This is a genomic window from Pseudomonas bharatica (assembly GCF_048586865.1).
Classification (GTDB): domain Bacteria; phylum Pseudomonadota; class Gammaproteobacteria; order Pseudomonadales; family Pseudomonadaceae; genus Aquipseudomonas; species Aquipseudomonas bharatica.
The window spans coordinates 34,705-58,915 of the sequence record NZ_JBMAWR010000031.1; the positions used below are offsets into that span (position 1 = coordinate 34,705).

A 24,211-nucleotide genomic window follows, 5' to 3' on the forward strand; every position below is an offset into this window, starting at 1 on the left:
TCAGGGCCTCATCGCGGGTCGCTGCAAAACCCTGTGGGGCTTGCCAGCGATGAGGCCCTGAAGAACACCATCACATCCGCGGATAATCGATATACCCCACCGGCCCCTTGCCATAGAAGGTCTCCGGCCGCGCTTCATTCAACGGCGCATCCGCTGCCAGCCGCGCCGGCAGGTCGGGGTTGGCGATGAACGGAATGCCGAACGCCACCGCATCCGCGGTTCCTGCCGCCAGCGCCGCATTGGCGCTTTGTTTGTCGAAGCGCTCGTTGACGATGTAAGGCCCGCCGAAGGCCGCCTTGATCTGTGGCCCGAGGCTGTCGTCGGCTTCTTTCTCGCGCGAGCAGATGAAGGCGATGCCACGCTTGCCCAGTTCCCGGGCGACATAGGTGAAGGTTTCGGCACGGTTGGCATCGCCCATGTCATGAGCATCGGCCCGCGGCGCCAGGTGTACGCCGACACGCTTGGCACCCCATACCTCGATCACCGCATCGGTGACCTCCAGCAGCAGGCGCGCACGGTTCTCCAGGGAACCGCCGTACTGGTCGCTGCGCTGGTTGGTGCTGCTCTGCAGGAACTGGTCGATCAGGTAGCCGTTGGCCGCATGCACTTCGACGCCATCGAAGCCGGCGGCCTTGGCGTTTTCCGCGGCGGTCCGGTAGGCGTCGACGATATCACTCAACTCAGCGGTTTCCAGCGCCCGCGGGGTCGGGTAATCGGTGGTCGGCCGGACCAGGCTGACATGCCCCTTGGGCTGGATCGCACTCGGCGCCACCGGCAGTTCGCCGTTCAGGTAGCTCGGGTGGGAGATGCGTCCCACATGCCACAGCTGCAGGAAGATCCGCCCGCCAGCGGCATGTACCGCCTTGGTCACGTTGGTCCAGCCACGCACCTGGTCGTTGGACCAGATACCCGGGGTGTCCGGGTAGCCGACGCCCATCGGCATGACCGAGGTCGCCTCGGTCAGGATCAGGCCGGCGCTGGCGCGCTGCACGTAGTACTCGGCCATCAGCGCGTTGGGCACCCGGCCTTCATCGGCACGGCAACGGGTCAGCGGGGCCATGATGATACGGTTCGGCAATTCGAGATCGCCAAGGGTGATCGGATCAAACAGAGTCGTCATTGCTCAAACCTCAGTGGGTTGCGGGAGCCAGTTCGGCGTCGTTGCCGCCCTGGCGGAATGTGATAAGGGTGACGATCAGCGCCAGCACCGCGAGGGCTGCGGCGGCGAGGGGCACGCGGGTCAGGCCCAGGCCCTGCTCGATGACCAGGCCACCGGTCCAGGCGCCCAGGGCGTTGCCCAGGTTGAAGGCGCCGATGTTCAGGGTCGAAACCAGGTTCGGCGCGGCCTTGCCGAAGGTCACCACGTTGACCTGCAGGGCCGGCACGGCGGCGAAGGCGGCAGTGGCCCAGAGGAACAGGGTGATCTCCGCCGGGACCAGCGCGCTGCTGGTCCAGGTCAGGGCGGTGGACACGATGGCCATGGCCGCGAACACGCCGACCAGGGTGGCGCCGAGACGCCGGTCGGCCATCTTGCCGCCGAGGATGTTGCCCAGGGTCAGGCCCAGGCCGATCAGCAGCAGGGTCCAGGTCACGCCGCGCGGCGACACGCCGGTGACATCGCCGAGCAGCGGCGCAACGTAGGTGAACAGGGCGAACATCGATGCCGAGAACAGCACGGTCATCGACAGCGACAACCAGATCCCGGCGCCTTTCAGGGCGGCCAGCTCGGCGCGCATATCGAGTCTTTCCTCGTCATGGCGCAGCGGCAGGAAGCGGATCAGGCCGAGCAGCGCGATCACGCCGATAGCGGTCACTGCCCAGAAGGTCGCGCGCCAGCCGGCGACCTGGCCCAGCGCGGTGCCCAGCGGCACGCCAAGCACATTGGCCAGGGTCAGGCCGGTAAACATCAGGGCCACCGCCGAAGCGCGGCGGTTGACCGGTACCAGGCTGGCCGCCACCACCGAACCGATGCCGAAGAAGGCGCCGTGGCACAGGGCGGTGACCACCCGGGCGAACATCAGCAGGTTGTAGTCGCTGGCGATCGCGCACAGCAGGTTGCCGAGGATGAACACCCCCATCAGGGTGACCAGTGCCAGCTTGCGCGGCAGCTTCGAGGTGGCCATGGCCATGAACGGCGCGCCGATGGCGACGCCCAGGGCATAGCCGGTCACCAGCCAGCCGGCACCGGGGATCGATACCCCGAGGTCCCGGGCCACATCCGGCAGCAGGCCCATGATGACGAACTCGGTGGTGCCGATGGCGAAGGCGCTGAGGGCCAGGATCAGGAGTGAAAGGGGCATGGATGTTCCTTGTTCAGAGCTCGCGGCTCAGTTGCGCGAGGAACGCCTGGATGGTGTCCTCGTTGCGTTTGAAGAAATTCCACTGCCCGACCTTGTGGCTGCTGACCAGGCCGGCCCGTTGCAGGGTCGCCAGGTGCGCCGATACGGTGGACTGCGACAGGCCGCAGCGCTGGTCGATCTGCCCTGCGCACACGCCGTTGTCGAGGCTGTGGTGCTGGTCGGGGAAGCAGGCCTGCGGATCTTTCAGCCAACCGAGGATTTCTCGCCGCACCGGGTGGGCAAGGGCTTTTATTATTTCGTCGAGATCAAGAGGCATGGTCGGGCTCGTGGGTGTGTAGCGGTATATCGCGATGGGGCGAAATATAAATCGGTATTTCGCGATATACAAATATGAAAAGGTTCGGGGCGTAGAAAAAATCGGTATATGCGGTGCTCCTTCGGGCCCTATCGCTGGCAACGCCAGCTCCCACAGGTTTCGCGGTGTGCGCGGTCATTGTGGGAGCCGGCGTTGCCGGCGATGAGGCCAGTGAGAACAGCACAAATGCCTTAGACTCACACCCCATGAACTACCTAGCCCACCTCCACCTCGGCGGCGACCAGCCCGAGCAACTGCTCGGCAGCCTGTACGGCGACTTCGTCAAGGGCCCGCTGGAAGGCCGTTTCCCGCTGCGCCTGGAACAGGCCATCCGCCTGCACCGGCACATCGACACCTTCACCGACAGCCATCCGCTGGTGCTCGCCGCCCTGGCGCGCTTCCCCGCCGGACGCCGGCGCTTTGCCGGGATCATTCTCGATGTGTTCTTCGATCATTGCCTGGCCCTGCACTGGCACGACTACGCCACGCAGCCGCTGCCGCAGTTCACCGCGCGGGTGTATCAGGTACTGAACGGGGAGCCGGCGCTGCCGGGCCGCCTGGCGCAGATCGCGCCCTTGATGGCGGCCGGCGACTGGCTGGGGTCGTACCGCGAGTTCGCGGTGCTGGAACAGGTGTTCCGCGGCATCGCCCGACGCCTGTCACGCCCGGAAGGCCTGGCCGGGGCCATGGGCGAGGTGGAAAGCCTGTATCCGCTGCTGCTGGAGGACTTCCGCCAGTTCTATCCGCAATTGCAGGCCTTCGCCGCTGCGGCGCTGGCCGATCCTCAGGCCGCCCTAGCGCGGCGCTGAGGCAGGTTTTCGGCTGCCTCGCCGAACAGCGCCCGGCTTACCGCCTGCTGCGCCTGGAATGCCAGCGCCGCCCGTTCCTCACCTTTGCTGGCGATCGGTTCCAGCAACTGCACCTCGACTTCACTGCACGGTTGGCCGAACAGGCGTATCAGGTGCGACAGCAGATCGTCATCGCCAATGAACGGTGCGATCGGGTCTATCCGGCCTTCGCGCAGATAGCGCACAGCTACTGGTTGCAGCGGCACCTCGCTGTCGATGGCGCTGGCCAGCAGCCGGCCGTGGAAGGTACGCAGGCCACGGCCATCGGTGGTGGTGCCTTCGGGGAAGATAAGCAGCGGGCATTGCCGGGCCAGGTGCTGGGTGATCTGCCGGCGCAGCAACTGGCTGTCGCCACCACCACGGCGGATGAACAGGGTCCCGGCCTTGTGCGCAAGCCACCCGGCCACCGGCCAGGTGCGCACTTCGGCCTTGGATAGGAAGGACAGCGGAGCCAGCATGCCCAGCACCGGGATATCGGTCCACGACACATGGTTGCTGACCCACAGCATCGGCTGGCGGGGCAGTTCGCCGATCACCTTGACCCGCAGCGGCAAGGCATTGACCAGGCGCTTCATGAAGATCTGCGACCAACGCTGGCGGCGTTGCGCCGACGCGTTCATACCCAGGCGCTCGAACAGGCCGAACAGCGTGGCCATGCCCAGCCCCAGCGCCACCACCAGCAGCAGCCGGGCGATGCGGGCGAACACCCGCAGGCGCTGCATCACACCGCCGCCTTGAAGTGCCGGGCGTAGCGCGGGCAGAGCTCGTCGCGCTTGAGCAGGATGAACACATCGGCGACCTGGAAATCCTCGTCCCAGCACGGTTCGCCACAGATCTTCGCGCCCAGGCGCATGTAGGCCTTGAGCAAGGGCGGCATCTGCGCCACCACGTTGCCCGGCAGGGCCAGGCTCGGCAGCGGGTTCTTCGGCTCGGCGCGCAGGTGGTCGGTGCACAGGTGCTGTTCGCGCAGGCGCTGCATGATCGCATGGGCCTGGACCCCGCCATCCTGCATCGGGATGCTGGCGCAGCCCATCAGGTAGCGGTACTGGCCTTCGTTGAGGATCTCGGCCAGTTCGCTCCACAGTACGGCGATGGTGCCACCGTTGCGGTAGGCGGCATCGACGCAGGTGCGGCCGAGCTCGAGGATCGGGCCTTGCAGATGCACCAGCCCGTCCAGGCTGAACTCTTCCTCGCTGTAGAAGCGGCCCAGGCTGCTGGCGGCGCGATGGTCCAGCAGGCGGGTGGTGGCGACGAGGCGGCCGCTATTGAGGTCGCGCACGCCGATATGCATGCAGTGGGCGTCGTAGTCGTCCATGTCCAGGCCCAGCTCGGCACCCTTCAATTTCGCCTTGAATTCACCGCTGAACACGCTGAAGCGCAGGGCCTGGGCTTCGCGAAGGGCCGCCGGGCCCACCAGGCGTTCGGCTTGCAGACGGCGTTCAGTGCAGTTGTCGCCAGAGCGAGCGATCCGAGTCATTGCGTGTCTCCATAAGCCAGCCATGGGGTTGCGGCCGGTCGGCTTTGTTGTGCAAGCTCAGCCTAGGCAGAGGGGGTGTCACCCCCATGAATGTTTGGTGATGCTTGTATGACAGGCCTCAAGGAGTTCCTCGATGAGCTGGCTGGAACGTCTCGATCGACCGCTTTCCCAACCCCTTCCGGTCAACCTCGGCGACAGCTGGGCGGCGCTGCTGGAACGTCTCGGGCCGGTGTCGCCCTTCGAACTTGCGGTGCTCGGTGGCAAGGCCATGCCGACGCCGGGGCTGGCGTTCCTGGCCGGTTACCAGGCGGCCTTGCGGGTACTCTGGCCCAGCGCACCGGAGGGCCTTGGCGCACTGTGTGCCAGCGAAAAACGCAGCGTGCGCCCGGCTGACATGCACATGCGCCTGGACCTGGAGGCACTGCGCCTGACCGGCAGCAAGGATTTCGTCACCGGCGGGCACGAGGCGGACTGGCTGCTGGTGGCGGCGCGCAGCGAAGCACCGGGCGAAGCACCACGGATCAGCCTGGCGGTGGTCTATCCGGGCGAGCCGGGAGTGCGCCTCGATCCGTTGCCGACCTTACCGCTGATGCCGGAAGTGGGGCATGCACGGCTGCACCTGGAGCAGGCCTTGTGCGAGCGCTTGGCAGGGGATGGCTGGGATGCCTATGTGAAGCCGTTCCGCTCGCTGGAAGACCTCTACGTGCTTAGCGCATTGATCGCCTGGTTGTACGGCATCGGTCGCTCCCAGGGCTGGTCCCAAGGGTTGATCCTGCGCTTGCTGGCGCTGCTGGGCGGGTGTGCCGAAGGCAGCCGGCAGAACGCCGAGTCGCCGGCCTGTCACTTGTTGCTGGGCGGGTTGTTCGCCCAGTTCGGCGAACTGCGCGACGAGATCAACGCAGCGCTGGCGGCGAGCGAAGGGGAGTGGGCCGACCTGTGGATGCGCGATCAGGGGATCCTGGAAATTGCCAGTGCGGCTCGGGCCAAGCGCCTGGCCAAGGCCTGGGGGCGGGCCGGGTTCTGAGTTGTGGCTGATGGCCTCATCGCTGGCAAGCCAGCTCCCACAGGTTACGCGACCCTGTGGGAGTCCGCCCAGCCTTTCAGGCTGCGCTGTCGCGCAGAGAAAAGCTCCAAAGCACGACGCGTACCCTGTGGGAGCGGGTTTACCCGCGATTGCTATGGTGAATTCACTACTGCAATCGCGGGTGAACCCGCTCCCACACGGTCCCTGCAACTCAAAGAATTATGTTTTGTTCTATGGGAGCTGGCTTGCCAGCGATGAGGCCCGAGAGAACACCCACCACCTGTCATGAACCCCGGCTACCCTTGCCCGATCACGCACCCGGGTACCGACCATGCGCACCGCGCTTATCGCCTTCCTCCTCTTTATGCTCACCCCCGCCCGGGCCGACGAGTCGGCGTTGCAGGCCTACGCCTTCCCCCCGCGCGACGACCAGGCCCGCGAAGGCATCCGCACCGATGCCCTGCTGGTGATCCAGAACGGCAGGATCGTCTACGAGCACTACGCCGCGCCGACCGGCGCCGATACCCCGCACCTCACCTGGTCCGTCAGCAAGAGCGTGATGGCCACGGTCCTCGGCGTGGCCTACGGTGAAGGCCGCTTCAAGCTGGATGACCCGGTTGCCACCTTCTACCCGCCGATGAAGGACCATCCCCAGGTGCGCATCCAGGACCTGATGCACTGGGCCAGTGGCCTCGACTGGCAGGAAGACTACGAATATGCCCCGCTGAAATCCTCGGTGGTCGCCATGCTCTACACCACCGGGCGCAAGGATATGGCCGGCTTTACCGCTGCCCGTGGTTCAGCCGCTGCGCCGGGGGAACGTTTCCTTTATTCCAGCGGCGACAGCAACCTGCTCGCTGCCGCCCTGCGCCGGATGGTCGGCGCCGAGCACTACGCCGACTATCCCTGGACCGCGCTGTTCCAGCCCCTCGGTATCGAAAGGGCGGTGTGGGAACGGGACGCCGAGGGTACCTTCGTCGGTTCCTCCTACCTGTACATGACCGCCCGCGAGCTGGCGCGCATTGGCCAGCTGATGCTCGACGACGGCCGCTGGCAGGGCCGGCAACTGCTTCCGGCGGACTGGGTGGAATTCACCCGCACGCCGTTCGCCGGTGCTGCTGTCGAACCTGGCGAAGCGACACCCGGCGCACAATGGTGGCTGAACAGCGCCCTGGCCTGGCCGGACGCGCCGAGCGACACCTTCGCCGCCCTCGGCCACTGGGGCCAGGGCCTCTATGTGCTTCCGAAACAGAAGCTGGTGATCGTGCGCTACGCCGACGATCGCGACGGCAGCTTCCAGCACAACACCCTGCTGCGCCATGTCCTTGCCGCCTTCCCCGGAGAACAGCGATGAAACGCCTGTTGCTGCTGGTTCTCCTTGGCCTGCTGGCCTGGGGCTGGTCGGAGCGCGCGGCCTTGAGTGCCTTCCCTGGCATTCTCAGCGCCTATTCGGCCAAGGAGTTCTGCTCGTGCCGCTATGTGATGGGCCTGGATACCGGCTACTGCCAGGCCTACGTGAAGCAATGGCTGCCGTTGAGCGAGCTGCATGATGATGTGCCGGCCCGCCGCGTCGAGGTCCGTGGGCTTGGGCGCAGTGCCAGCGCCCAATGGCTGGGGCCACGCGGGGGCTGCCGCTTGCTGCCGTGAGGGCAGGCGGTTAAGGTTGAGCGCCAAAGTGTTTCAGGATTTCGCATGCCCAGTCCGCTCCGCCTTCTGCTCGCCTCCCTGGCGATCGTCTGTCTTCCCGTTCAGGCCAACTGGTACCTGGACAACGAGTCATCCCGCCTTTCCTTCATCAGCAGCAAGAACGGCGATGTGTCCGAAGTGCACCGCTTCCTGGTGCTGCACGGCAAGGTGGATCGCAAAGGGGCGGCGGCATTGCAGGTGGAGATGGATTCGGTCAGCAGCGGCATCCCGCTGCGCGACGAACGCATGCGCAAGGACCTGTTCGCGGTAGAAACCTTCCCCGAGGCGACCATCAGTGCCCAGCTCGACCTGCGTCCGATCAACGACCTGGCCAATGGCGCGCAACTGGAACTGCGCCTGCCGGTCAACGTGACCCTGCACGGCAAGACCCACGCCTACAACGCCCAGTTGCTCGCCACCCGCCTCGACGAACGCCGCTTCCAGGTGGTAACCCTGGAACCGTTGATCCTGCGCGCCGAGCATTTCGATCTGGCCCCCGGCCTGGAAACCTTGCGCAAGGCCGCCGGACTGAAGTCGATCAACCTCTCGGTGCCGGTGGGTGCGGTGCTGATCTTCACGGCGCGCTGACATGGCCGGGCCGGTCTTCCCCTGGCGTTCCGGAAACCAATTCGAACTGCTGATCGACGGCCCGGCGTTTTTCCCGCCCATGCTCACGGCCATCGCCCGGGCCGAATTCCAGGTGGACCTGGAACTGTACCTGGTGGAAGCGGGCGCCTGCGCCGAAGCCATGGTCCAGGCCCTGGTCAGCGCGGCGGAGCGCGGTGTGCAGGTGCGTTGCCTGTTCGATGACTATGGCTCGCTGGCCTTCACCCTGGGCCTGCGCCAACGCTTGCAGGCGGCGGGTGTCGAGCTGCGCTGGTATAACCGTCTGCGCTGGCGCCGGGGTTTTCGCAATCTTTATCGCGACCATCGCAAGATTCTCCTCGTCGATCAGGCCGTTGCCTGGGTGGGCGGAACCGGGGTTACCGACGAGTTCTGGAACCCCGTCGAGAACGCCAGCGACTGGCATGAAGTGATGGTGCAGATGCAGGGGCCGCTGGTGGCAGACTGGCAAATGCTCTTCGATCGCCAGTGGCGCGCCAACCTGCGGCGTGTCGCCTGGCGGCCGCCGACCCATTTCGGCCTGCCGCGCTTGCCGCGTGCGCCGGCCAGCGGCGAGGGACTGGGCCGGGTGGCCTATGCCGACGCCCGGCAGCACCGCGATATCCTGCAATCGCTTGTGCGCGCACTGAACAGCAGCCAGCGTCGCATCTGGCTGGCCACCCCGTATTTCCTGCCGACCTGGAAAGTCCGTCGCGCCCTGCGCCGCGCCGCGTCAAGGGGCATCGACGTGCGCCTGCTGCTGACCGGCCCGCGCACCGATCATCCGTCGGTACGCTACGCCGGCCATCGCTATTACCCGCGCCTGCTGCGTGCCGGGGTGAAGATCTTCGAATACCAGCCGTGTTTCCTGCACCTGAAGATGGTGGCGGTAGACGATTGGGTCAGCATCGGCTCGTGCAACTTCGATCATTGGAACCTGCGCTTCAACCTCGAAGCGAACGTCGAAGCCATCGACCCGCTGCTGAACCAGGCGGTGAGCGAGAGTTTCGTCCGCGATTTTGCCTTGAGTCGCGAGGTCAACCTGGATGACTGGCGCGCCCGGCCGCTGTGGCGGCGGGTGCAGCAGCGCCTCTGGGGCTGGCTGGATCGGCTGGTGGTGAATCTGCTGGATCGGCGCGATTGATCCTGACGTAGTAGGCACCTATTACCCGCAAGCCTGCGCCAAGGTCTAACGTGTCTGGGTACCTTTTCCCCTGCACACGAAGGAGAACGTGAAATGGCGGCCAAGAAGATTCTGATGCTGGTGGGCGACTACGTCGAAGACTACGAGGTGATGGTGCCGTTCCAAGCCCTGCAGATGGTCGGCCATACCGTGCATGCGGTGTGTCCGGGCAAGCAATCCGGGCAGTCGGTACGCACCGCGATCCACGACTTCGAAGGCGACCAGACCTACAGTGAAAAGCCCGGCCACAACTTCGCCCTGAATTTCGATTTCGCCAAGGTCAGGTCCGAGGACTACGACGCCCTGGTGATCCCGGGCGGCCGCGCGCCGGAGTACCTGCGCCTGAACGAGGAAGTGCTGGCGCTGGTGAAAGCCATCGACCAGGCCGGCAAGCCGATTGCTGCGGTTTGCCACGGTGCGCAACTGCTGGCCGCCGCCGGGGTGCTGGAAGGGCGCGAATGCAGCGCCTATCCGGCCTGTGCGCCGGAAGTGAAACTGGCGGGCGGCCGCTATATCGACATCGAGGTCACCCAGGCTCATGTCCAGGGCAATCTCGCCAGCGCCCCTGCCTGGCCGGCGCATCCTGCCTGGCTGGCCGGTTTCCTCGGGCTTCTGGGCACCCGTATCACCCTGTGAGGTAACCGCAGATGTGCGAGCTTTACGTCAAGGCCGACCCGATTCTCTACGAGTCCCGCAGCCGCTCGCTGCGCATTCGCGGGGTGGTGACCACCTTGCGCCTGGAAAACCAGTTCTGGGATGTGCTTCGGGAAATCGCCGAGGTCGACGGGATGACCACCAACCAGCTGATCAGCAAGCTGTACGACGAGGTCATGGAGTACCGCGGCGAAGTGGTGAACTTCGCCTCGTTCCTGCGGGTGAGCTGTATCCGCTACCTGGGCCAGCGCCGCAGTGCCGAGCCGGTCCCCTTGAAAGCCGTCGCGCGTTGACCCAATAAAAAAGCGGCGTGGAATCCACGCCGCTTTTGCTCTTGAAGCTTGCCGCTTGAAGCGTGCGGCGTTACTTCACTTCCACCGCCAGGCTTTCGGCGATCTTGCTCTGCCAGATCGCAGGGCCGGTGATGTGTACCGACTCGCCCTTGCTGTCCACCGCGACGGTGACCGGCATGTCCTTGACCTCGAACTCGTAGATCGCTTCCATGCCCAGTTCGGCGAAGGCCAGCACCTGGGACTTCTTGATCGCCTGGGCGACCAGGTAGGCAGCGCCGCCCACGGCCATCAGGTACACGGCCTTGTTGTCCTTGATCGCGTCGATCGCGGTCGGGCCACGCTCGGACTTGCCGATCATGCCCAGCAGACCGGTCTGCTCGAGGATCTGGCGGGTGAACTTGTCCATGCGGGTCGCGGTGGTCGGGCCAGCCGGGCCAACCACTTCTTCGCGGACCGGGTCGACCGGGCCGACGTAGTAGATGAAGCGGCCCTTGAGGTCCACCGGCAGCTCTTCGCCGCGGTTGAGCATTTCGACCATGCGCTTGTGCGCAGCGTCGCGGCCGGTGAGCATCTTGCCGTTGAGCAGGATGGTCTCGCCCGGTTTCCAGCTCTGCACCTCTTCCGGGGTCAGGGTGTCGAGGTTGACACGGCGGGCCGACGGGCCGGCTTCCCAGACGATTTCCGGGTAGGCGTCCAGCGACGGTGCTTCCAGTTCGGCCGGGCCGGAGCCGTCCAGCACGAAGTGGGCGTGACGGGTAGCGGCGCAGTTCGGGATCATGCACACCGGCAAGGACGCGGCGTGGGTCGGGTAGTCCATGATCTTCACGTCGAGCACGGTGGTCAGGCCGCCGAGGCCCTGGGCACCGATACCCAGCTGGTTGACCTTGTCGAACAGCTCCAGGCGCAGTTCCTCGATGCGGTTCTGCGGGCCGCGGGCTTTCAGCTCATGGATGTCGATCGACTCCATCAGCACTTCCTTGGCCATCACCGCGGCCTTCTCGGCGGTACCGCCGATGCCGATGCCGAGCATGCCGGGCGGGCACCAGCCAGCGCCCATGGTCGGCACGGTCTTCAGTACCCAGTCGACGATCGAGTCGGACGGGTTGAGCATGGCCATCTTCGACTTGTTCTCGGAACCGCCGCCCTTGGCTGCCACGTCCACTTCCACGGTATTGCCCGGGACGATGGAGTAGTGGATGACCGCCGGCGTGTTGTCCTTGGTGTTCTTGCGGGCACCGGCCGGGTCGGCCAGGATCGAGGCACGCAGGACGTTGTCCGGGAGATTGTAGGCGCGACGCACGCCCTCGTTGATCATGTCGTCGACGCTCATGGTGGCGCCGTCCCAGCTCACGTCCATGCCGACGCGGACGAACACGGTGACGATGCCGGTGTCCTGGCAGATCGGACGGTGGCCGGTGGCGCACATGCGCGAGTTGATCAGGATCTGGGCGATGGAATCACGCGCGGCTGGCGACTCCTCGCGCAGATAGGCTTCGTGCATCGCCTGGATGAAATCGACGGGGTGGTAGTACGAAATGAATTGCAGGGCATCGGCGACGCTCTGAATCAGGTCGTCTTGCTTGATCACGGTCATGCAGCGCGCTCCTCTTAAACACGGGAACATTCAATAGGTATTCCGACGCGGACAGGCCGAGGTGTCGAAACGACCTTTCAGACGCGCCGCGACAAAATGCCCGACGCAAAAAAGGCGCGGCAGTATAGCGCGGCTCGGCCGTTGGTACACGCGCCAGTGGTCCAACCATGGTCGGTGATCGCACGGCATCGTTCTTGCTGTTTCTCCTGGCCTGTCAATCGGAACGAGCCTAGATTTGGCGCATGAATAGTCAGTGGAGATGAACAGCAATGCCTGAACTGCAGGTCGGCGAACGCCAATGGTCCGTTGCGCCCGGCAGCAATCTGCTCGATGCGCTCAATGATGCAGGCTGTGGCGTGCCCTACAGCTGTCGGGCCGGGAGCTGCCATGCCTGCCTGGTGCGCTGTGTCGAAGGCGAGCCGGAGGACGGGCGGCCGGAGGCCTTGAGCGCGGCGCAGCGCGAGTTGGGCTGGCGCCTGGCGTGTCAGTGCCGGATCGGGATGGACCTGCGGGTTGCGTTGTTCGATCCGAAGACCGATGGCCAGCCGGCGCAGGTCGTTTCCGTGGCTTGGCTGGGCGATGTCCTGCGCTTGCGTCTGAAACCCCTGAACGGCTTGCGCTACCAGGCGGGGCAGCATCTGTTGCTGTGGAACGCCCTGGGCGTGGCACGGCCCTATTCCCTGGCGAGCGTGCCGGGGGAAGATCCGTGGCTGGAGTTCCATATCGACTGTCGCCAGCCGGGTGCATTCTGCACGCCAGCGCGGCATCTGCTCGAAGGCGCGGAGTTGCGGCTCGGCGAGCTGCGCGCCGGCGGCCTCCATTACGACCCGGACTGGCAGGAGCGGCCGCTCTGGCTGCTGGCAGCGGGGACGGGGCTGGCGCCGTTGTGGGGCATCCTGCGCGAAGCCTTGCGCCAGGAGCATCGCGGGCCGATCCGCGTGCTGCATCTGGCGCGGGACGAGGGCGGGCATTATCTGGCCGAGGAATTGAAGGAGAGGGCGGCGCGGCATCCGCAGTTGCAGGTGGAGCTGGTGACACCGACGGAATTGCCTGTGGCACTGGCGGCCTTGCGCGTGCAATCGCGGCAGACGGTGGCGCTGGTGTGTGGGGCGCCGGGGAGTGTGGAGGCGTTTTCGCGGCGGTTGTTTTTGGCGGGGGTGCCGAGGAACCAGGTGTATTCAGACCTTTTTGTAGGGCATGTGTAGGCCCTATCGCTGGCAACGCCAGCTCCCACAGGTATCGTGTACTCCGCCGATCCTGTGGGAGCCGGCGTTGCCGGCGATGAGGCCCGAAAGAACAATGAAAAACGCCCGGCTCAAGTCCGGGCGTTTTTTATTCACAGCAGCAACATCAAACCAGCGGATCACCGACATGCAGGATCTTCATGCCATTGGTGCCACCGATGGTGTGGTAGCTGTCACCCTTGGTCAGGATGACCCAGTCGCCCTGCTCGACCACGCCGAGCTTGAGCAGCTCGTCCACCGCGGCCTGGCTGACCTTTTCCGCCGGCAGCGCGGCCGGATCGAACGGCACGGTGTAGACCCCGCGGAACAGGGCCACGCGGGCCTGGGTTTCGCGGTGCGGGGAGAAGGCGAAGATCGGGATCGAGGAGCGGATCCGCGACATGATCAGCGGGGTGTAGCCACTTTCGGTCAGGGCGATGATCGCCTTGACGCCCGGGAAGTGGTTGGCGGTGTACATGGCGGCCAGGGCGATGCTTTCGTCGCAGCGGCTGAACTGGGTGCCCATGCGGTGGCTGGAGGTCTTGCTGGTCGGGTGCTTTTCCGCGCCAAGGCAGATTCGCGCCATGGCCTGCACGGCTTCCAGCGGGTAGGCACCGGCGGCACTCTCGGCCGAGAGCATCACCGCGTCGGTGTAGTCCAGCACGGCGTTGGACACGTCGGACACTTCGGCGCGGGTCGGCATCGGGTTCTGGATCATCGACTCCATCATCTGGGTCGCGACGATCACCGCTTTGTTATGGCGGCGCGAGTGCAGGATGATCTTCTTCTGGATGCCCACCAGCTCGGCATCGCCGATTTCCACGCCGAGGTCGCCACGGGCCACCATCACCGCGTCACTGGCGCGGATCAGGCCGTCGAGGGTCTCGTCGTCGGCCACGGCCTCGGCGCGCTCGATCTTGGCCACCAGCCAGGCAGTACCGCCGGCTTCGTCGCGCAGGCGGCGGGCATATTCCATGTCGGATGCATCGCGGGGGAAGGACACGGCCAGGTAGTCCAGGTCCATTTCCGCAGCGAGCTTGATGTCGGCCTTGTCTTTCTCGGTCAGGGCCGGGGCGGTCAGGCCGCCACCCTTGCGGTTGATGCCCTTGTGGTCGGACAGCGGGCCGCCGATCAGCACCACGCAGTGCAGCGAGTCGGCGGTGGCGGTTTCGACGCGCATGACCACGCGGCCATCGTCGAGCAGCAGTTCGTCACCGACGCCGCAGTCCTTTACCAGGTCCGGATAGTCGATGCCGACGATTTCCTGGGTACCGGCGGTCAGCGGGTGCGCGGTGGAGAAGGTGAAACGGTCGCCCACCTTCAGTTCGATACGTTTGTTGGTGAACTTGGCGATGCGGATCTTCGGACCCTGCAGGTCGCCCAGCAGCGCCACGTGGCGATTGTGGCGGGCAGCGATGTCACGGATCAGCCGGGCACGCGCCTTGTGCTCGTCCGGGGTGCCGTGGGAGAAGTTCAGGCGGGCGACATCCAGGCCGGCGAGGATCAGCTGTTCGATTACTTCCGGTGAATTGCTGGCGGGGCCGAGGGTGGCGACGATTTTGGTACGGCGGATGGTCATGCACAGACTCCTGTAGTGAAGCGCAGCGAAAGGCTACTCCTGAAAAACGCTGTAGTCATTGTTCCTTTGCACTACCTTGGGCCGGGGCAGGGCGGGCGTTTGAACGGGACTTCGAGCTGCAAGCTACAAGCCGAAAGCTACAAGTAAAAACGGATCGCGTATTCTCTTGCAGCTTCGTGGTTGAAGAATTCCGGTCAGGCGCCGATACATTGCCTATCAAAGGAGAATTCCCATGCGAGCCCTGATTGTCTTGGCGCTGGCGACCAGCGTCGTCGGCTGCACCCGCTGGTCCATGGACCACCATCTGAACAATGCCTACCGGGCCTATGACCGTGGCGATTGCGAGCGGGTCACCCTGGAGTTGTCGCAGGTCGATCGCACCAGCCGCGCGCGACCGTTCATCTGGCCGGAGACGGCGTTGCTGCGTGGCCAGTGCCTGGAGCGGCAGATGCTGTTCGTCGACGCGGCGCAGACCTACAAATTCATCATCCAGCAGTACCCGCAGAATGAATACGCCTACCGGGCCCGTGCGCGCCTGCAAACGCTTGAACAGCTTGGACATTATCGCGAGGGCGAGGCCGCGACCCCGCGCCCGGCTCCGCTCGCACCGTTGCGGTGAGGCGACGGGGGGCCAATTTGCGCTGGATGCCTTGCTCCGGTCTGCGCTACTCTGAGTGAAACAGACTGTGTACAACCAGCGTGCACCTGTACAAGACGGCACTAGCGCGACCCTGCTCTAAGGGTTATCCATTGCGACCCATTGCCATGTATACCGAGCGCCGAATCGAGCGACACCTGCTCCCCAGCTTCCTCAAGGTCTACAACCGTTTCACCGAACAGCCCATCGGCTACCTGGGCTATGCATCGGAGGACGGCCTCATGCTGATCAGCACCCTGCCTTTGCTGGTCGGCCCCGACTTCGAACTGCAATTGCGCATTCCCGCCAAGGCCGGCGCCTGGCAGCGCATCAACATCACCGCCAGTTGCCTGTGGTGCCACGAGGACGAAAGCCCCGGCTTCTACGACTCGGGATTCATGTTGCTGCAGGCGCCCCGGGAGTACGACCAGTTGGTGGCGGCCCTGTTCAACTACTTCAGCTTCAGGCCGTTGCCGACATCGGCATGAGGTAGACTTCGGCGATTTACCGTTCAGGATGAATCGCCGTGACCTCCAGCATTTTCTGGCACGACTACGAAACCACCGGCATCGATCCACGCTGCGACCGGCCCTTGCAGGTCGCCGGCGTGCGCACCGATCTGGACCTCAACGAGATCGAAGCGCCGGTCAATCTGTTCTGCCAGCCGAGCGACGATATCCTGCCGCACCCGGCCGCCTGCCTGATCACCGGGATCACTCCAGCGCAACTGGCCCGTGATGGCCTGGGTGAAGCCGATTTCATGACCCGGGTGCATGCCGAGCTGGCTCGTCCCGGTACCTGCGGCGCCGGCTACAACACCCTGCGCTTCGACGATGAAGTGACCCGCTACAGCCTGTACCGCAATTTCTTCGATCCCTATGCCCGTGAATGGCAGGGCGGCAACAGCCGCTGGGATCTGATCGACACGGTGCGCACGGCCTATGCGCTGCGTCCCGAGGGGATCGAATGGCCGCAGGTGAATGGCCAGGTCAGCCTGCGCCTGGAACTGCTCAGCGCGGCCAACGGCATCCATCACGGCCAGGCCCACGAGGCCTTGTCGGACGTGCGCGCAACCATCGCCCTGGCCCGCCTGATCCGGCAAAAGCAACCGCGCCTCTATGAGTGGCTGTTCGAGCTGCGCAGCAAACATAAAGTCCTCGATCAGATTCGCCTGTTGCAGCCCTTGGTACATATTTCCGGACGCTTTTCGGCGGCGCGTAATTATCTTGGCGTGGTGCTGCCGCTGGCCTGGCATCCCGCCAATCGCAATGCCCTGATTGTTTGTGACTTGCACCAGGATATTGCACCGTTGTTGAAGGAAGATTCCGAAGTATTGCGCCAGCGTTTATACATGCGTCGCGAGGAAATGCCTGAAGGACAATTGCCTGTTCCTCTCAAGTTGTTGCACATCAATCGCTGCCCGGTAGTGGCGCCATTGGCGGTATTGCGCAAGCAGGATCAGCTGCGCCTGGGCCTCGATATGTCCGAATTGCTACGCCGTGGTGAACAGCTGATTGCCGTGCGGGAGCAGTGGGAAAATAAATTGACGCCAATTTATGAAGGTCGGGAATTTGCCCCTGGTGAAGATCCCGAGCAGCAGCTGTATGACGGATTTTTCGGTGACCGCGACCGGCGTCTATGCGAGCAGGTACGCATGGCCGATCCCCAGCAATTGGCGAGTGGGCAGTGGATGTTCGACGATCCGCGTCTGACAGAGTTATTGTTCCGATATAGGGCCAGGAACTTTCCGGCGAGCCTCAATGAAACGGAGCAAGTGCAATGGAGAACATTCTGCCAGCAGCGTCTTAATGACGAAGCGATGGGCGCGCCGCATACCCTCGCCGCCTTTGAAACCGCGCTGCAGGAGGCTTTGGCAACGGCCGATGGCGCGCAGCTGGCCTTGCTTGAGGCGTGGCGTGCACATGCCAATGGCCTGCGCCAGCGGCTGGGAATGTAAGCAATGTAAAGACCACCCAATAAAAAACGCCGGCAATGCCGGCGTTTTTTATTGGTAGGGGCCCAAATCAATCCAGCAGGGTAGCCCAGCCTTCTACAACGTCACCGCCCCACTTGGCTTTCCACTCTTTGAGGGTTTTGTGGTTGCCACCTTTGGTTTCGATGATTTCACCGTTGTGCGGGTTCTTGTATTGCTTGACCTTGCGAGCGCGCTTGGTGCCGGCGGGTTTAACTGCAGCGCCACGTGGCGCCTTGTTCAGCTTGGCGTCCGGGTCCAGCAGGGCAATGATGTCTTTCAGGGATTTACCGTAGGTCCCCATCAGATCGCGCAGCTTCTTTTCGAACTCCAGCTCTTGTTGCAGCTTGTTGTCTTCGGACAGATTCTTCAGGCGGGCTTGCAGTTCTTTGATGGCTTCTTCGGTGGCGCGATATTCGTTGATCAGGGACATGAGTCGTTCCTTGCAAATTGGGAGTTCTGGGTAACAGTGGGGCAATAATAGTCAGACAATTTGCTCAAGTAAACATTCGAATGCGGCACCTTTGATTGTTTATTCCCGGCATCGATTGTGGCGCTGGCACTTTACAACTCACGTCGGGTGAAATTCGCAACTAACTGAATTTTGCTTTCCCGCGCCCGGACCGACAGTCCAAGGCCCGGATGCAACGGCGTCGGCAGCGGCTCCCCGGATGTCACGTGGATACTGTAGTTTTGCCCGGCAATCGTTAGAATGTGCGCCTTTGCGAAGTTCTGGAGCCCCCCTGCATGCGTACCTATCGGCTGGTGATCGCCTGCCCCGACCGTGTCGGCATCGTCGCCAAAGTCAGTAATTTCCTGGCGTCCCACAATGGCTGGATCACCGAAGCGAGCCATCATTCCGATGACCTGAGCGGCTGGTTCTTCATGCGTCACGAGATCCGTGCCGATACCCTGCCGTTCGGCATCGAGGCGTTCCGCGAGGCGTTCGCGCCGATCGCCGAAGAGTTCTCCATGACCTGGCGCATCACCGACACCGACCAGAAGAAGCGTGTCGTGCTCATGGCCAGCCGCGAGTCCCACTGCCTGGCCGACCTGCTGCACCGCTGGCACAGCAACGAGCTGGACTGCGACATTCCCTGCGTGATCTCCAACCACGATGATCTGCGCAGCATGGTCGAGTGGCATGGCATTCCGTTCTTCCACGTTCCGGTCGACCCGAAGGACAAGCAGCCGGCGTTCGCCGAAGTCTCGCGCCTGGTCAAGGAGCATGGTGCCGATGTGGTGGTACTGGCGCGCTACATGCAGATCCTGCCGCCGCAGCTGTGCGAGGAATACGCGCAGAAGGTCATCAACATCCACCACAGCTTCCTGCCATCCTTCGTCGGTGCCAAGCCGTACCACCAGGCCTCGCTGCGTGGTGTGAAGCTGATCGGCGCGACCTGCCACTACGTTACCGAAGAGCTGGACGCCGGGCCCATCATCGAGCAGGACGTGGTGCGTGTCAGCCACAGCGACAGCATCGAGGACATGGTTCGTTTCGGTCGTGACGTCGAAAAGATGGTCCTGGCCCGTGGCCTGCGTTACCACCTGGAAGACCGCGTGCTGGTGCACGGCAACAAGACCGTGGTCTTCAACTGAGGCCATGGCCGATCCGCTCGACAAGGCTGCGGCCCATCCCCCGCCTACCCTGGGCGAGGGTTGTCTCAGCCGTTATGACCCAGATGCCCTGGGCAGCGAGGACGGCACCGATTTCCCCGGTGCCGCCGAGCTGTGGCAGGCGCAGCTAGCGGCGCAGGCCGCTGATCCGCTCGAGCAGCGGCTTGCCCAGCAGGCAGAGGAAGACCGGCCCGCCGGCGACCAGGTAGAAATAGTAGGTAACAACCCGCCAGACCAGCACCGCGGCCGCGGCCGTTGATTTGCCGACCATCGGCGTCAGCAAGGTTGCAGAGGTCAGTTCCGCCGCACCCGCGCCGCCCGGCAGCAGGCTGAATTGCCCGGCACTCAACGACAGCACCTGGACCAGGAAACTGGACACCCACTGCAGGTTGCCCCCCAGCCCCGCCAGGACCAGGTAAAGCACGCTGTAGCGAAGCGCCCAGTGCAGGCAGGTGAGCATGAACACCAGGGCCAGCACCCTGCGCGGCAGACGCAAGGTCGCCCGGAACGCCCGGAAGAAATGCAACAGTCGTCTTGCCCAGCGCCGCCGCGTTGCGCTGCGTACATTCAGTTTTTTCAGCAGGCGGCCATTCCAGCGCATCCAGTCGCGCCGCCAGCGCAGCAACCCGATACCCATGCCCAGTACCGCGAGCATCAGCAGCGCGCTGCCCAGCAGCATGCCTTCAAGGCTGCGCCCCAGGCTGTGGAACAGGGTGTAGATGACGATGGCGAAAACGGCGCAGAGGAAAAACAGCAGGTCATTCAACTGGTCCATGGCGAATACCGCGCCACTGTGGGCCGGCCGCACACGATCGCGGGAAAGCAGGGCCATCAAAGTCAACGGGCCGCCGCTGCCGCCGGGTGTGGTGCAGATGGCGAACTCCGTGGCCATGACCACCCCGAGGCTGCGCAGGCGGCCAATCTTCTCGCCCTGGCTGCCCAGTAACAAGCGCAGGCGCAACGAATTGAGCGCCCAGCACAGGACGATCATGCCGAACAATGCCACCAGCAGCCCTGGAGGAAAGCCGCGCAGGCGAGGCAGCAGGTCACTGCCGCCGAGCAAAACCGGCACCAGCGCTGCCATCACCAGCGCTGCCAGCAGCCAGCCGAAGCGGTTCACGGCACCGGCCTGCTGGCCAGCCACGCCATCTTGGTCATGGGCGTACGCCCGTCGGCGAGCAGGCGCTGCAAAGTATCCAGCCAATAATTGCGGGAAAAGTCATGACGCATATCCACCGGATGCAGGCCCAGGCGCAGGGTGCTGGCACCGTGCATGCGTCGCTCCTGCAGTGTGCTGACGGCTTTCGACAAGCCCCGGCGCCAGGCGCTGCGTGCGCTCCACACCAACCCTGGAGCCTTGATGGCGGTGAAGTCCGGCAGTCGATAAAGATGCTGGGGGTCGCTGGTGTAATGCAGCGGTAATTGGCGCAGTGCCTGACGAGTGCCTTCGCTCATCAGCCACGCGGGGGCGACGAAGCCGGTCAGTGGCCAGTCCAGGCGCTGGAACAGCTCGACCCCTCCTTCCAGGCGCTGCAATGCCTGGGCTTCGCTCAAACCGTAGAACTCGCCCTCCCAGGTATAGATGCGGCGCATGAAGTAATCGCGAAGCGAGCGCGGGGCGGGCCCATCGTCGGCGTGGTAATAACCGTGCAGGGCCAGTTCGTCGCCACGCACCAGCCGTCGTTGCATGATCCGGCGAAACCCGGCGTCTTGCTCCAGGGCATTGCGCTTGTGGAAATCCGGGACCACCAGCAGGGTCATGGGCACCTCGCCCAGGGCATCCACTGCTTCGACGAAGGGCTGGTAGTCCGGCCAGGTTTCCGGCGCTACGTCGTGCAGTACCAGCAGCACGCTACGGCCGGCAGCGAGGCGCTCATGCATGGGCGCGTACCGGCAGGTCGCTGTAGCCGAGCACGGCGCGGTAATGGGCGAGCAGGCCGCTGACCACGTTGTCCCAACTGTAGTGCCGCTCGACATGCCGCCGTGCCTGTTGCCCGAGTTCATGGGTGCCGCGCTCGAAGACCTCGCGCACCGCATTGGCCATGGCCTGGCCGTCACCCGGCTGGCAAAGCTGGCCACAGCCTGGATCGACGATCTCGGTAAAGGCCCCGGCGGCCACCGCGACCACGGGGGTACCGCTGGCCATGGCTTCGAGAATCACCAGGCCGAAGGTTTCCTGGTCGCCGGCATGCACCAGCAGGTCGGCGCTGGCCAGCAGCCGGGCGACTTCGCTGGCCGGGCGGAAGCGGTCGAACACCGTGACGTTGTCCGGCACATTGGCGGGCATATGCGAGCCCACCAGCAGCAGGTGCCAGGGCTTGCCGAGGCGCTGGATGCAGTCGAGCAGCACCGGCAGGTTCTTTTCCCGCGAGCCGCGTCCGGCGAAGACCAGCAGGCGGGTATCGTCGCTCAGCCCGAGTTCGGCACGCAGGCCAGGGTCGCGGCGTTCTGGATGGAAGGTCTCCAGGTCGACGCCCAGGCGCTGCACATGCACATCACGTATGCCAAGTCTGCGCAGCTTGTGGGCCATGACCTGGCTAGGCGCGAGAACCCGGTCGAAATTGCCGTAGAGCCTGCTGACATAGGCTTCGACATTGGGGGTAAACCAATTGCCCATGCGGTTGCTGACCAGCAGCGGCAGATCGGAGTGATAGAAACCGATCACCGGCACGTCCAGCCGGCGACGCGCATCCAGCGCAGCCCAGGCGGTAAGGTAGGGGTCGCCGACCTCGATCAGGTCGGGCTGCAGCTCGCGCAGGACATTGCACCAGGGCGCCAGGCGCAGCGGAAAACGGTAGCCGTTGCCGAATGGCAGCGGCGGGGCGGGTACTTCGTGGATTCCGTTGTGGTGGCGCGCGCTGGCGCCGGGAATCAGCAGGCTGTGTCGAACATTCGGTGCAAGGCCCAGGCGGCGGTGTTTGGCATCAAGATAGGTACGCACTCCGCCGCTGGCAGGGGCGTAGAACATGGTGATGTCAGCGATATGCACGATCAGCATCCCTCCCGGATCTTCTTTCGGACAGTCATGCGGCGCAGGCAAGCCGCAGTTACGTGCCTTAAGGTTGACCCTGGACAAGGATAGTTTGTTCGAATTGTTACGGCAGGGTCCGGCGGCAATGTGCCGCCGGACGGGACGGTGGGATCAGATGCGGAAGCTGCCGACCAGGTGCTTCAGGCGACCGGCCTGCTGCTCCAGGTCCGCGCAGGCGCGCAGGGTCGATTGCAGGTTTTCGACACCTTCCTGGTTGAGCATGTTGATTTCACTGATATCCATGTTGATCGAATCGACCACGGCGGTCTGTTCCTCGGTGGCGGTGGCCACCGACTGGTTCATGCCGTCGATCTCGCCGATGCGCTGGGTCACGCTGCTCAGGCGCTCGCCCGCCTGGTTGGCGATGCTTACGCTGTCGTGGCTGTGGCGCTGGCTTTGGCTCATGGTTTCCACGGACTCGCGGGCACCGACCTGCAACTCCTCGATCATGTTCTGTACTTGCTGCGCCGACTCCTGGGTGCGGTGCGCCAGGTTGCGCACCTCGTCGGCCACCACCGCGAAGCCGCGCCCGGCCTCGCCGGCGCGTGCCGCCTCGATGGCGGCGTTGAGCGCCAGCAGGTTGGTCTGCTGGGAAATGCTGGTGATCACTTCGAGGATCTGGCCGATGTTCACGGTCTTGCTGTTCAGCGTCTCGATGTGGGTGCTGGAGGTGGAGATCATGTCCGACAGACGATTCATCGCCTGAATGCTACGGTCCACTACCTGCTGGCCTTCCTCGGCCAGATGACGCGCCGAGCTGGCCTGTTGCGAGGCCTGGGCAGCGTTATGGGCGATCTCCTGGGCGGCGGCACCGAGCTGGTTGATGGCCGCGGCAACGCTGTTGGTGCGGTTGCTCTGCTCATCGGAGTTGACCATCGACGAGTTGGAGGCCGCGACCACGCGCAGGGCCACCTCGTTGACATGCTCGGTGGCCGAGGCCACTTCGCGGATCGACTGGTGGATACGTTCGACGAAATGGTTGAAGGCCTTGCCGAGCATGCCGAATTCGTCGTGGTTGTGGATGCTCAGGCGACGGGTCAGGTCGCCTTCGCCCTGGGCGATGCCTTCCATCGCGCGGATCATGGTGTGCAGCGGACGCATCAGCACGTTGATGAGCAGGCCCAGCAGGCCGATGATGAAGCCCACTGCAATGAGGGTGGCGATCACTGCCGACGTCCGGAACTTGCTGAGCATGCCGTAGGCCTTGTCCTTGTCTACAGCCAGACCGATATACCAGTTGGCCGAAGGCAGGCCTTTGACGGGGGTGAAGCTGAGGATGGTCGGCTTGCCGTCCATTTCCACTTCCACCGGCTTCTTGTCCAGGCGTGGGGTATTGTTCGGGAACAATTCGCTCATGGCCTTCATGGTCAGGTCCTTGTTCGGGTGAACCAGGATCTTGCCCTGGTCGCTGACCAGGAAGGCGTAGCCCATGCCGCCGAAATTCAGCGAGTTGATGATTTCCACCAGGCCATCGAGGGCCAGGTCGCCCCCGACCACGCCGATCTGCGTGGATACCGGGGTGACGATGGAAATCACCATCTTGCCGGTGCTCATGTCGATATAGGGCTCGGTCAGGATGGTCTTGCCGGCGGCCAGGCCGTCCTTGTACCAGGGACGCGCACGCGGATCGTAGCCATCGGGCATCTTCAACTGCGGGCGAATGGTGAAGTCACCATTCGGATGGCCCATGTAGGTAGTAAGGAAGCTGGATGTCAGTGCTTTCTGGCCGAGCACGGTGCCGACGTTCTGCGGATCGGCAGCGATGTTCTGCACCGCGTTCTCTACCAGCAGAATGCGACCATCAAAAAGATTCTTGATATTGGTCGCCGTGGTATCGCCCATCTCGCCGAGATAGTTCTCCAGGTTTTCCCGGATGGCATTACGCTGCAAGTAGTCGTTGTACAAGGTGAACAGGCTGAACGCGAGCATCACGATCAGTGAGGCAGCCAACAATATCTTGTGGCTGAAACGGAGATTTTTATTCATGGCGTGTTGGGTCCGCTAAGGTCTTGAATATCCGGGTGGTTCGCACGGAGTCGCTGATGAGAGTCAGAGAGAGGTCCCATGTCCTTATCGGGGATTTCCTGTTTTTCGAGCGATCAATCACACTTTGATATCGGCTGATTCACACAAAA

The 24,211-nt window shown here is 64.0% G+C and carries 25 protein-coding genes and 2 pseudogenes; 14 read left to right on the forward strand and 13 right to left on the reverse strand.

Annotation, left to right across the window (positions count from 1 at the left end; genetic code table 11):
- Positions 1-70: 70 nt before the first annotated feature.
- From ACKLLE_RS24865 to ACKLLE_RS24875, 3 genes are read right to left on the reverse strand one after another with little or no spacing between them, the layout of a single operon-like run.
- Positions 71-1,120 carry an alkene reductase gene (locus tag ACKLLE_RS24865; protein ID WP_064303873.1) on the reverse strand — a complete coding sequence of 350 codons (1,050 nt, stop codon included), beginning with the start codon at positions 1,118-1,120 and terminating at the stop codon, positions 71-73.
- A 10-nt stretch (positions 1,121-1,130) separates the two neighbouring features.
- A complete protein-coding gene (locus ACKLLE_RS24870; RefSeq protein ID WP_064303874.1) occupies positions 1,131-2,300 on the reverse strand; it encodes an MFS transporter in 1,170 nt (389 codons plus the stop codon).
- 13 nt (positions 2,301-2,313) lie between these two features.
- Positions 2,314-2,616, reverse strand: a complete 303-nt coding sequence (locus tag ACKLLE_RS24875) for an ArsR/SmtB family transcription factor (RefSeq protein ID WP_064303875.1) — start codon at positions 2,614-2,616, stop codon at positions 2,314-2,316.
- A gap of 245 nt (positions 2,617-2,861) precedes the next feature.
- Here ACKLLE_RS24875 and ACKLLE_RS24880 point away from each other — a divergent pair, with 245 nt between their 5' ends.
- The gene (locus tag ACKLLE_RS24880) at positions 2,862-3,464 is read left to right on the forward strand and encodes an acyl carrier protein phosphodiesterase (protein WP_009394739.1); all 603 of its coding nucleotides are present in this window, start codon (positions 2,862-2,864) and stop codon (positions 3,462-3,464) included.
- On the opposite strand, the gene ACKLLE_RS24885 is transcribed toward ACKLLE_RS24880, so the two are convergent.
- On the reverse strand, positions 3,440-4,225 hold the full coding sequence (locus ACKLLE_RS24885; RefSeq protein ID WP_064303876.1) for a lysophospholipid acyltransferase family protein: 786 nt from the start codon (positions 4,223-4,225) through the stop codon (positions 3,440-3,442). The genes ACKLLE_RS24880 and ACKLLE_RS24885 overlap by 25 nt on opposite strands.
- Positions 4,225-4,980, reverse strand: a complete 756-nt coding sequence (olsB, locus tag ACKLLE_RS24890; RefSeq protein WP_064303877.1) for an L-ornithine N(alpha)-acyltransferase — start codon at positions 4,978-4,980, stop codon at positions 4,225-4,227. Before olsB ends, ACKLLE_RS24885 begins: the two co-directional genes overlap by 1 nt.
- Positions 4,981-5,113: 133 nt before the next feature.
- Between olsB and ACKLLE_RS24895 the strand changes: the two genes are divergently transcribed.
- The 7 genes from ACKLLE_RS24895 to ACKLLE_RS24925 all read left to right on the forward strand — a co-directional run bounded on the left by ACKLLE_RS24895 (position 5,114) and on the right by ACKLLE_RS24925 (position 10,423).
- Positions 5,114-6,004 (forward strand): acyl-CoA dehydrogenase family protein, encoded by an 891-nt coding sequence (locus ACKLLE_RS24895; protein ID WP_420059344.1) that lies wholly within the window; start codon positions 5,114-5,116, stop codon positions 6,002-6,004.
- A 364-nt stretch (positions 6,005-6,368) separates the two neighbouring features.
- Positions 6,369-7,358 (forward strand): serine hydrolase domain-containing protein, encoded by a 990-nt coding sequence (locus tag ACKLLE_RS24900; protein WP_420059350.1) that lies wholly within the window; start codon positions 6,369-6,371, stop codon positions 7,356-7,358.
- Positions 7,355-7,651 (forward strand): amidase, encoded by a 297-nt coding sequence (locus ACKLLE_RS24905; protein ID WP_420059345.1) that lies wholly within the window; start codon positions 7,355-7,357, stop codon positions 7,649-7,651. Before ACKLLE_RS24900 ends, ACKLLE_RS24905 begins: the two co-directional genes overlap by 4 nt.
- A gap of 45 nt (positions 7,652-7,696) precedes the next feature.
- Positions 7,697-8,278, forward strand: coding sequence for a YceI family protein (locus ACKLLE_RS24910; protein WP_009394745.1), 582 nt, complete (start codon positions 7,697-7,699; stop codon positions 8,276-8,278).
- Between the two features lies 1 nt (position 8,279).
- A complete protein-coding gene (locus ACKLLE_RS24915; protein WP_064303882.1) occupies positions 8,280-9,437 on the forward strand; it encodes a phospholipase D-like domain-containing protein in 1,158 nt (385 codons plus the stop codon).
- Positions 9,438-9,530: 93 nt separating this feature from the next.
- Entirely contained in the window at positions 9,531-10,112 is a 582-nt protein-coding gene (locus ACKLLE_RS24920) for a DJ-1/PfpI family protein (protein ID WP_009394747.1), read from the forward strand.
- An 11-nt stretch (positions 10,113-10,123) separates the two neighbouring features.
- Positions 10,124-10,423 carry a ribbon-helix-helix domain-containing protein gene (locus ACKLLE_RS24925; RefSeq protein WP_009394748.1) on the forward strand — a complete coding sequence of 100 codons (300 nt, stop codon included), beginning with the start codon at positions 10,124-10,126 and terminating at the stop codon, positions 10,421-10,423.
- 70 nt (positions 10,424-10,493) lie between these two features.
- Here the strand turns inward: ACKLLE_RS24925 and ACKLLE_RS24930 are convergent, their stop codons facing one another.
- The gene (locus tag ACKLLE_RS24930) at positions 10,494-12,017 is read right to left on the reverse strand and encodes a fumarate hydratase (protein ID WP_009394749.1); all 1,524 of its coding nucleotides are present in this window, start codon (positions 12,015-12,017) and stop codon (positions 10,494-10,496) included.
- Positions 12,018-12,286: 269 nt separating this feature from the next.
- Here ACKLLE_RS24930 and ACKLLE_RS24935 point away from each other — a divergent pair, with 269 nt between their 5' ends.
- Positions 12,287-13,222 carry an iron-sulfur-binding ferredoxin reductase gene (locus tag ACKLLE_RS24935; protein WP_420059346.1) on the forward strand — a complete coding sequence of 312 codons (936 nt, stop codon included), beginning with the start codon at positions 12,287-12,289 and terminating at the stop codon, positions 13,220-13,222.
- A 145-nt stretch (positions 13,223-13,367) separates the two neighbouring features.
- Here ACKLLE_RS24935 and pyk read toward each other — a convergent pair whose 3' ends face one another.
- Complete coding sequence (gene pyk, locus ACKLLE_RS24940) at positions 13,368-14,819, reverse strand: pyruvate kinase (RefSeq protein ID WP_009394751.1); 1,452 nt, start codon at positions 14,817-14,819, stop codon at positions 13,368-13,370.
- Between the two features lie 232 nt (positions 14,820-15,051).
- Here pyk and ACKLLE_RS24945 point away from each other — a divergent pair, with 232 nt between their 5' ends.
- From ACKLLE_RS24945 to sbcB, 3 genes are all read left to right on the forward strand, one after another.
- The gene (locus ACKLLE_RS24945) at positions 15,052-15,438 is read left to right on the forward strand and encodes a tetratricopeptide repeat protein (protein WP_009394752.1); all 387 of its coding nucleotides are present in this window, start codon (positions 15,052-15,054) and stop codon (positions 15,436-15,438) included.
- Positions 15,439-15,584: 146 nt separating this feature from the next.
- Positions 15,585-15,944, forward strand: coding sequence for a hypothetical protein (locus ACKLLE_RS24950; RefSeq protein WP_064303885.1), 360 nt, complete (start codon positions 15,585-15,587; stop codon positions 15,942-15,944).
- A 32-nt stretch (positions 15,945-15,976) separates the two neighbouring features.
- Complete coding sequence (gene sbcB / locus ACKLLE_RS24955) at positions 15,977-17,413, forward strand: exodeoxyribonuclease I (protein ID WP_420059351.1); 1,437 nt, start codon at positions 15,977-15,979, stop codon at positions 17,411-17,413.
- 67 nt (positions 17,414-17,480) lie between these two features.
- On the opposite strand, the gene mvaT is transcribed toward sbcB, so the two are convergent.
- Positions 17,481-17,861 carry a histone-like nucleoid-structuring protein MvaT gene (gene mvaT, locus ACKLLE_RS24960; RefSeq protein WP_009401198.1) on the reverse strand — a complete coding sequence of 127 codons (381 nt, stop codon included), beginning with the start codon at positions 17,859-17,861 and terminating at the stop codon, positions 17,481-17,483.
- A gap of 314 nt (positions 17,862-18,175) precedes the next feature.
- On the opposite strand from mvaT, the gene purU reads away from it, so the two are divergent.
- Positions 18,176-19,027: a formyltetrahydrofolate deformylase gene (gene purU, locus ACKLLE_RS24965; RefSeq protein WP_064303887.1), complete on the forward strand. Its 852-nt coding sequence runs from the start codon at positions 18,176-18,178 to the stop codon at positions 19,025-19,027.
- Between the two features lie 4 nt (positions 19,028-19,031).
- Positions 19,032-19,166: pseudogene (locus ACKLLE_RS24970) on the forward strand (hypothetical protein); the annotation flags it as partial.
- A gap of 6 nt (positions 19,167-19,172) precedes the next feature.
- Here ACKLLE_RS24970 and ACKLLE_RS24975 read toward each other — a convergent pair.
- From ACKLLE_RS24975 to ACKLLE_RS24995, 5 genes and pseudogenes are all read right to left on the reverse strand, one after another.
- A complete protein-coding gene (locus tag ACKLLE_RS24975; protein WP_420059352.1) occupies positions 19,173-20,165 on the reverse strand; it encodes a glucosaminyl phosphatidylglycerol flippase in 993 nt (330 codons plus the stop codon).
- Positions 20,162-20,926, reverse strand: a complete 765-nt coding sequence (locus tag ACKLLE_RS24980) for an N-acetylglucosaminyl phosphatidylglycerol deacetylase (RefSeq protein ID WP_420059347.1) — start codon at positions 20,924-20,926, stop codon at positions 20,162-20,164. The genes ACKLLE_RS24975 and ACKLLE_RS24980 overlap by 4 nt, the downstream gene beginning before the upstream one ends.
- Positions 20,919-22,034, reverse strand: coding sequence for an N-acetylglucosaminyl phosphatidylglycerol synthase (locus ACKLLE_RS24985; RefSeq protein WP_420059348.1), 1,116 nt, complete (start codon positions 22,032-22,034; stop codon positions 20,919-20,921). Before ACKLLE_RS24985 ends, ACKLLE_RS24980 begins: the two co-directional genes overlap by 8 nt.
- Before the next feature lie 153 nt (positions 22,035-22,187).
- Complete coding sequence (locus ACKLLE_RS24990) at positions 22,188-22,952, reverse strand: methyl-accepting chemotaxis protein (RefSeq protein WP_376699740.1); 765 nt, start codon at positions 22,950-22,952, stop codon at positions 22,188-22,190.
- Between the two features lie 90 nt (positions 22,953-23,042).
- A pseudogene (locus tag ACKLLE_RS24995) lies at positions 23,043-24,062 on the reverse strand (cache domain-containing protein); the annotation flags it as partial.
- Positions 24,063-24,211 lie beyond the last annotated feature (149 nt).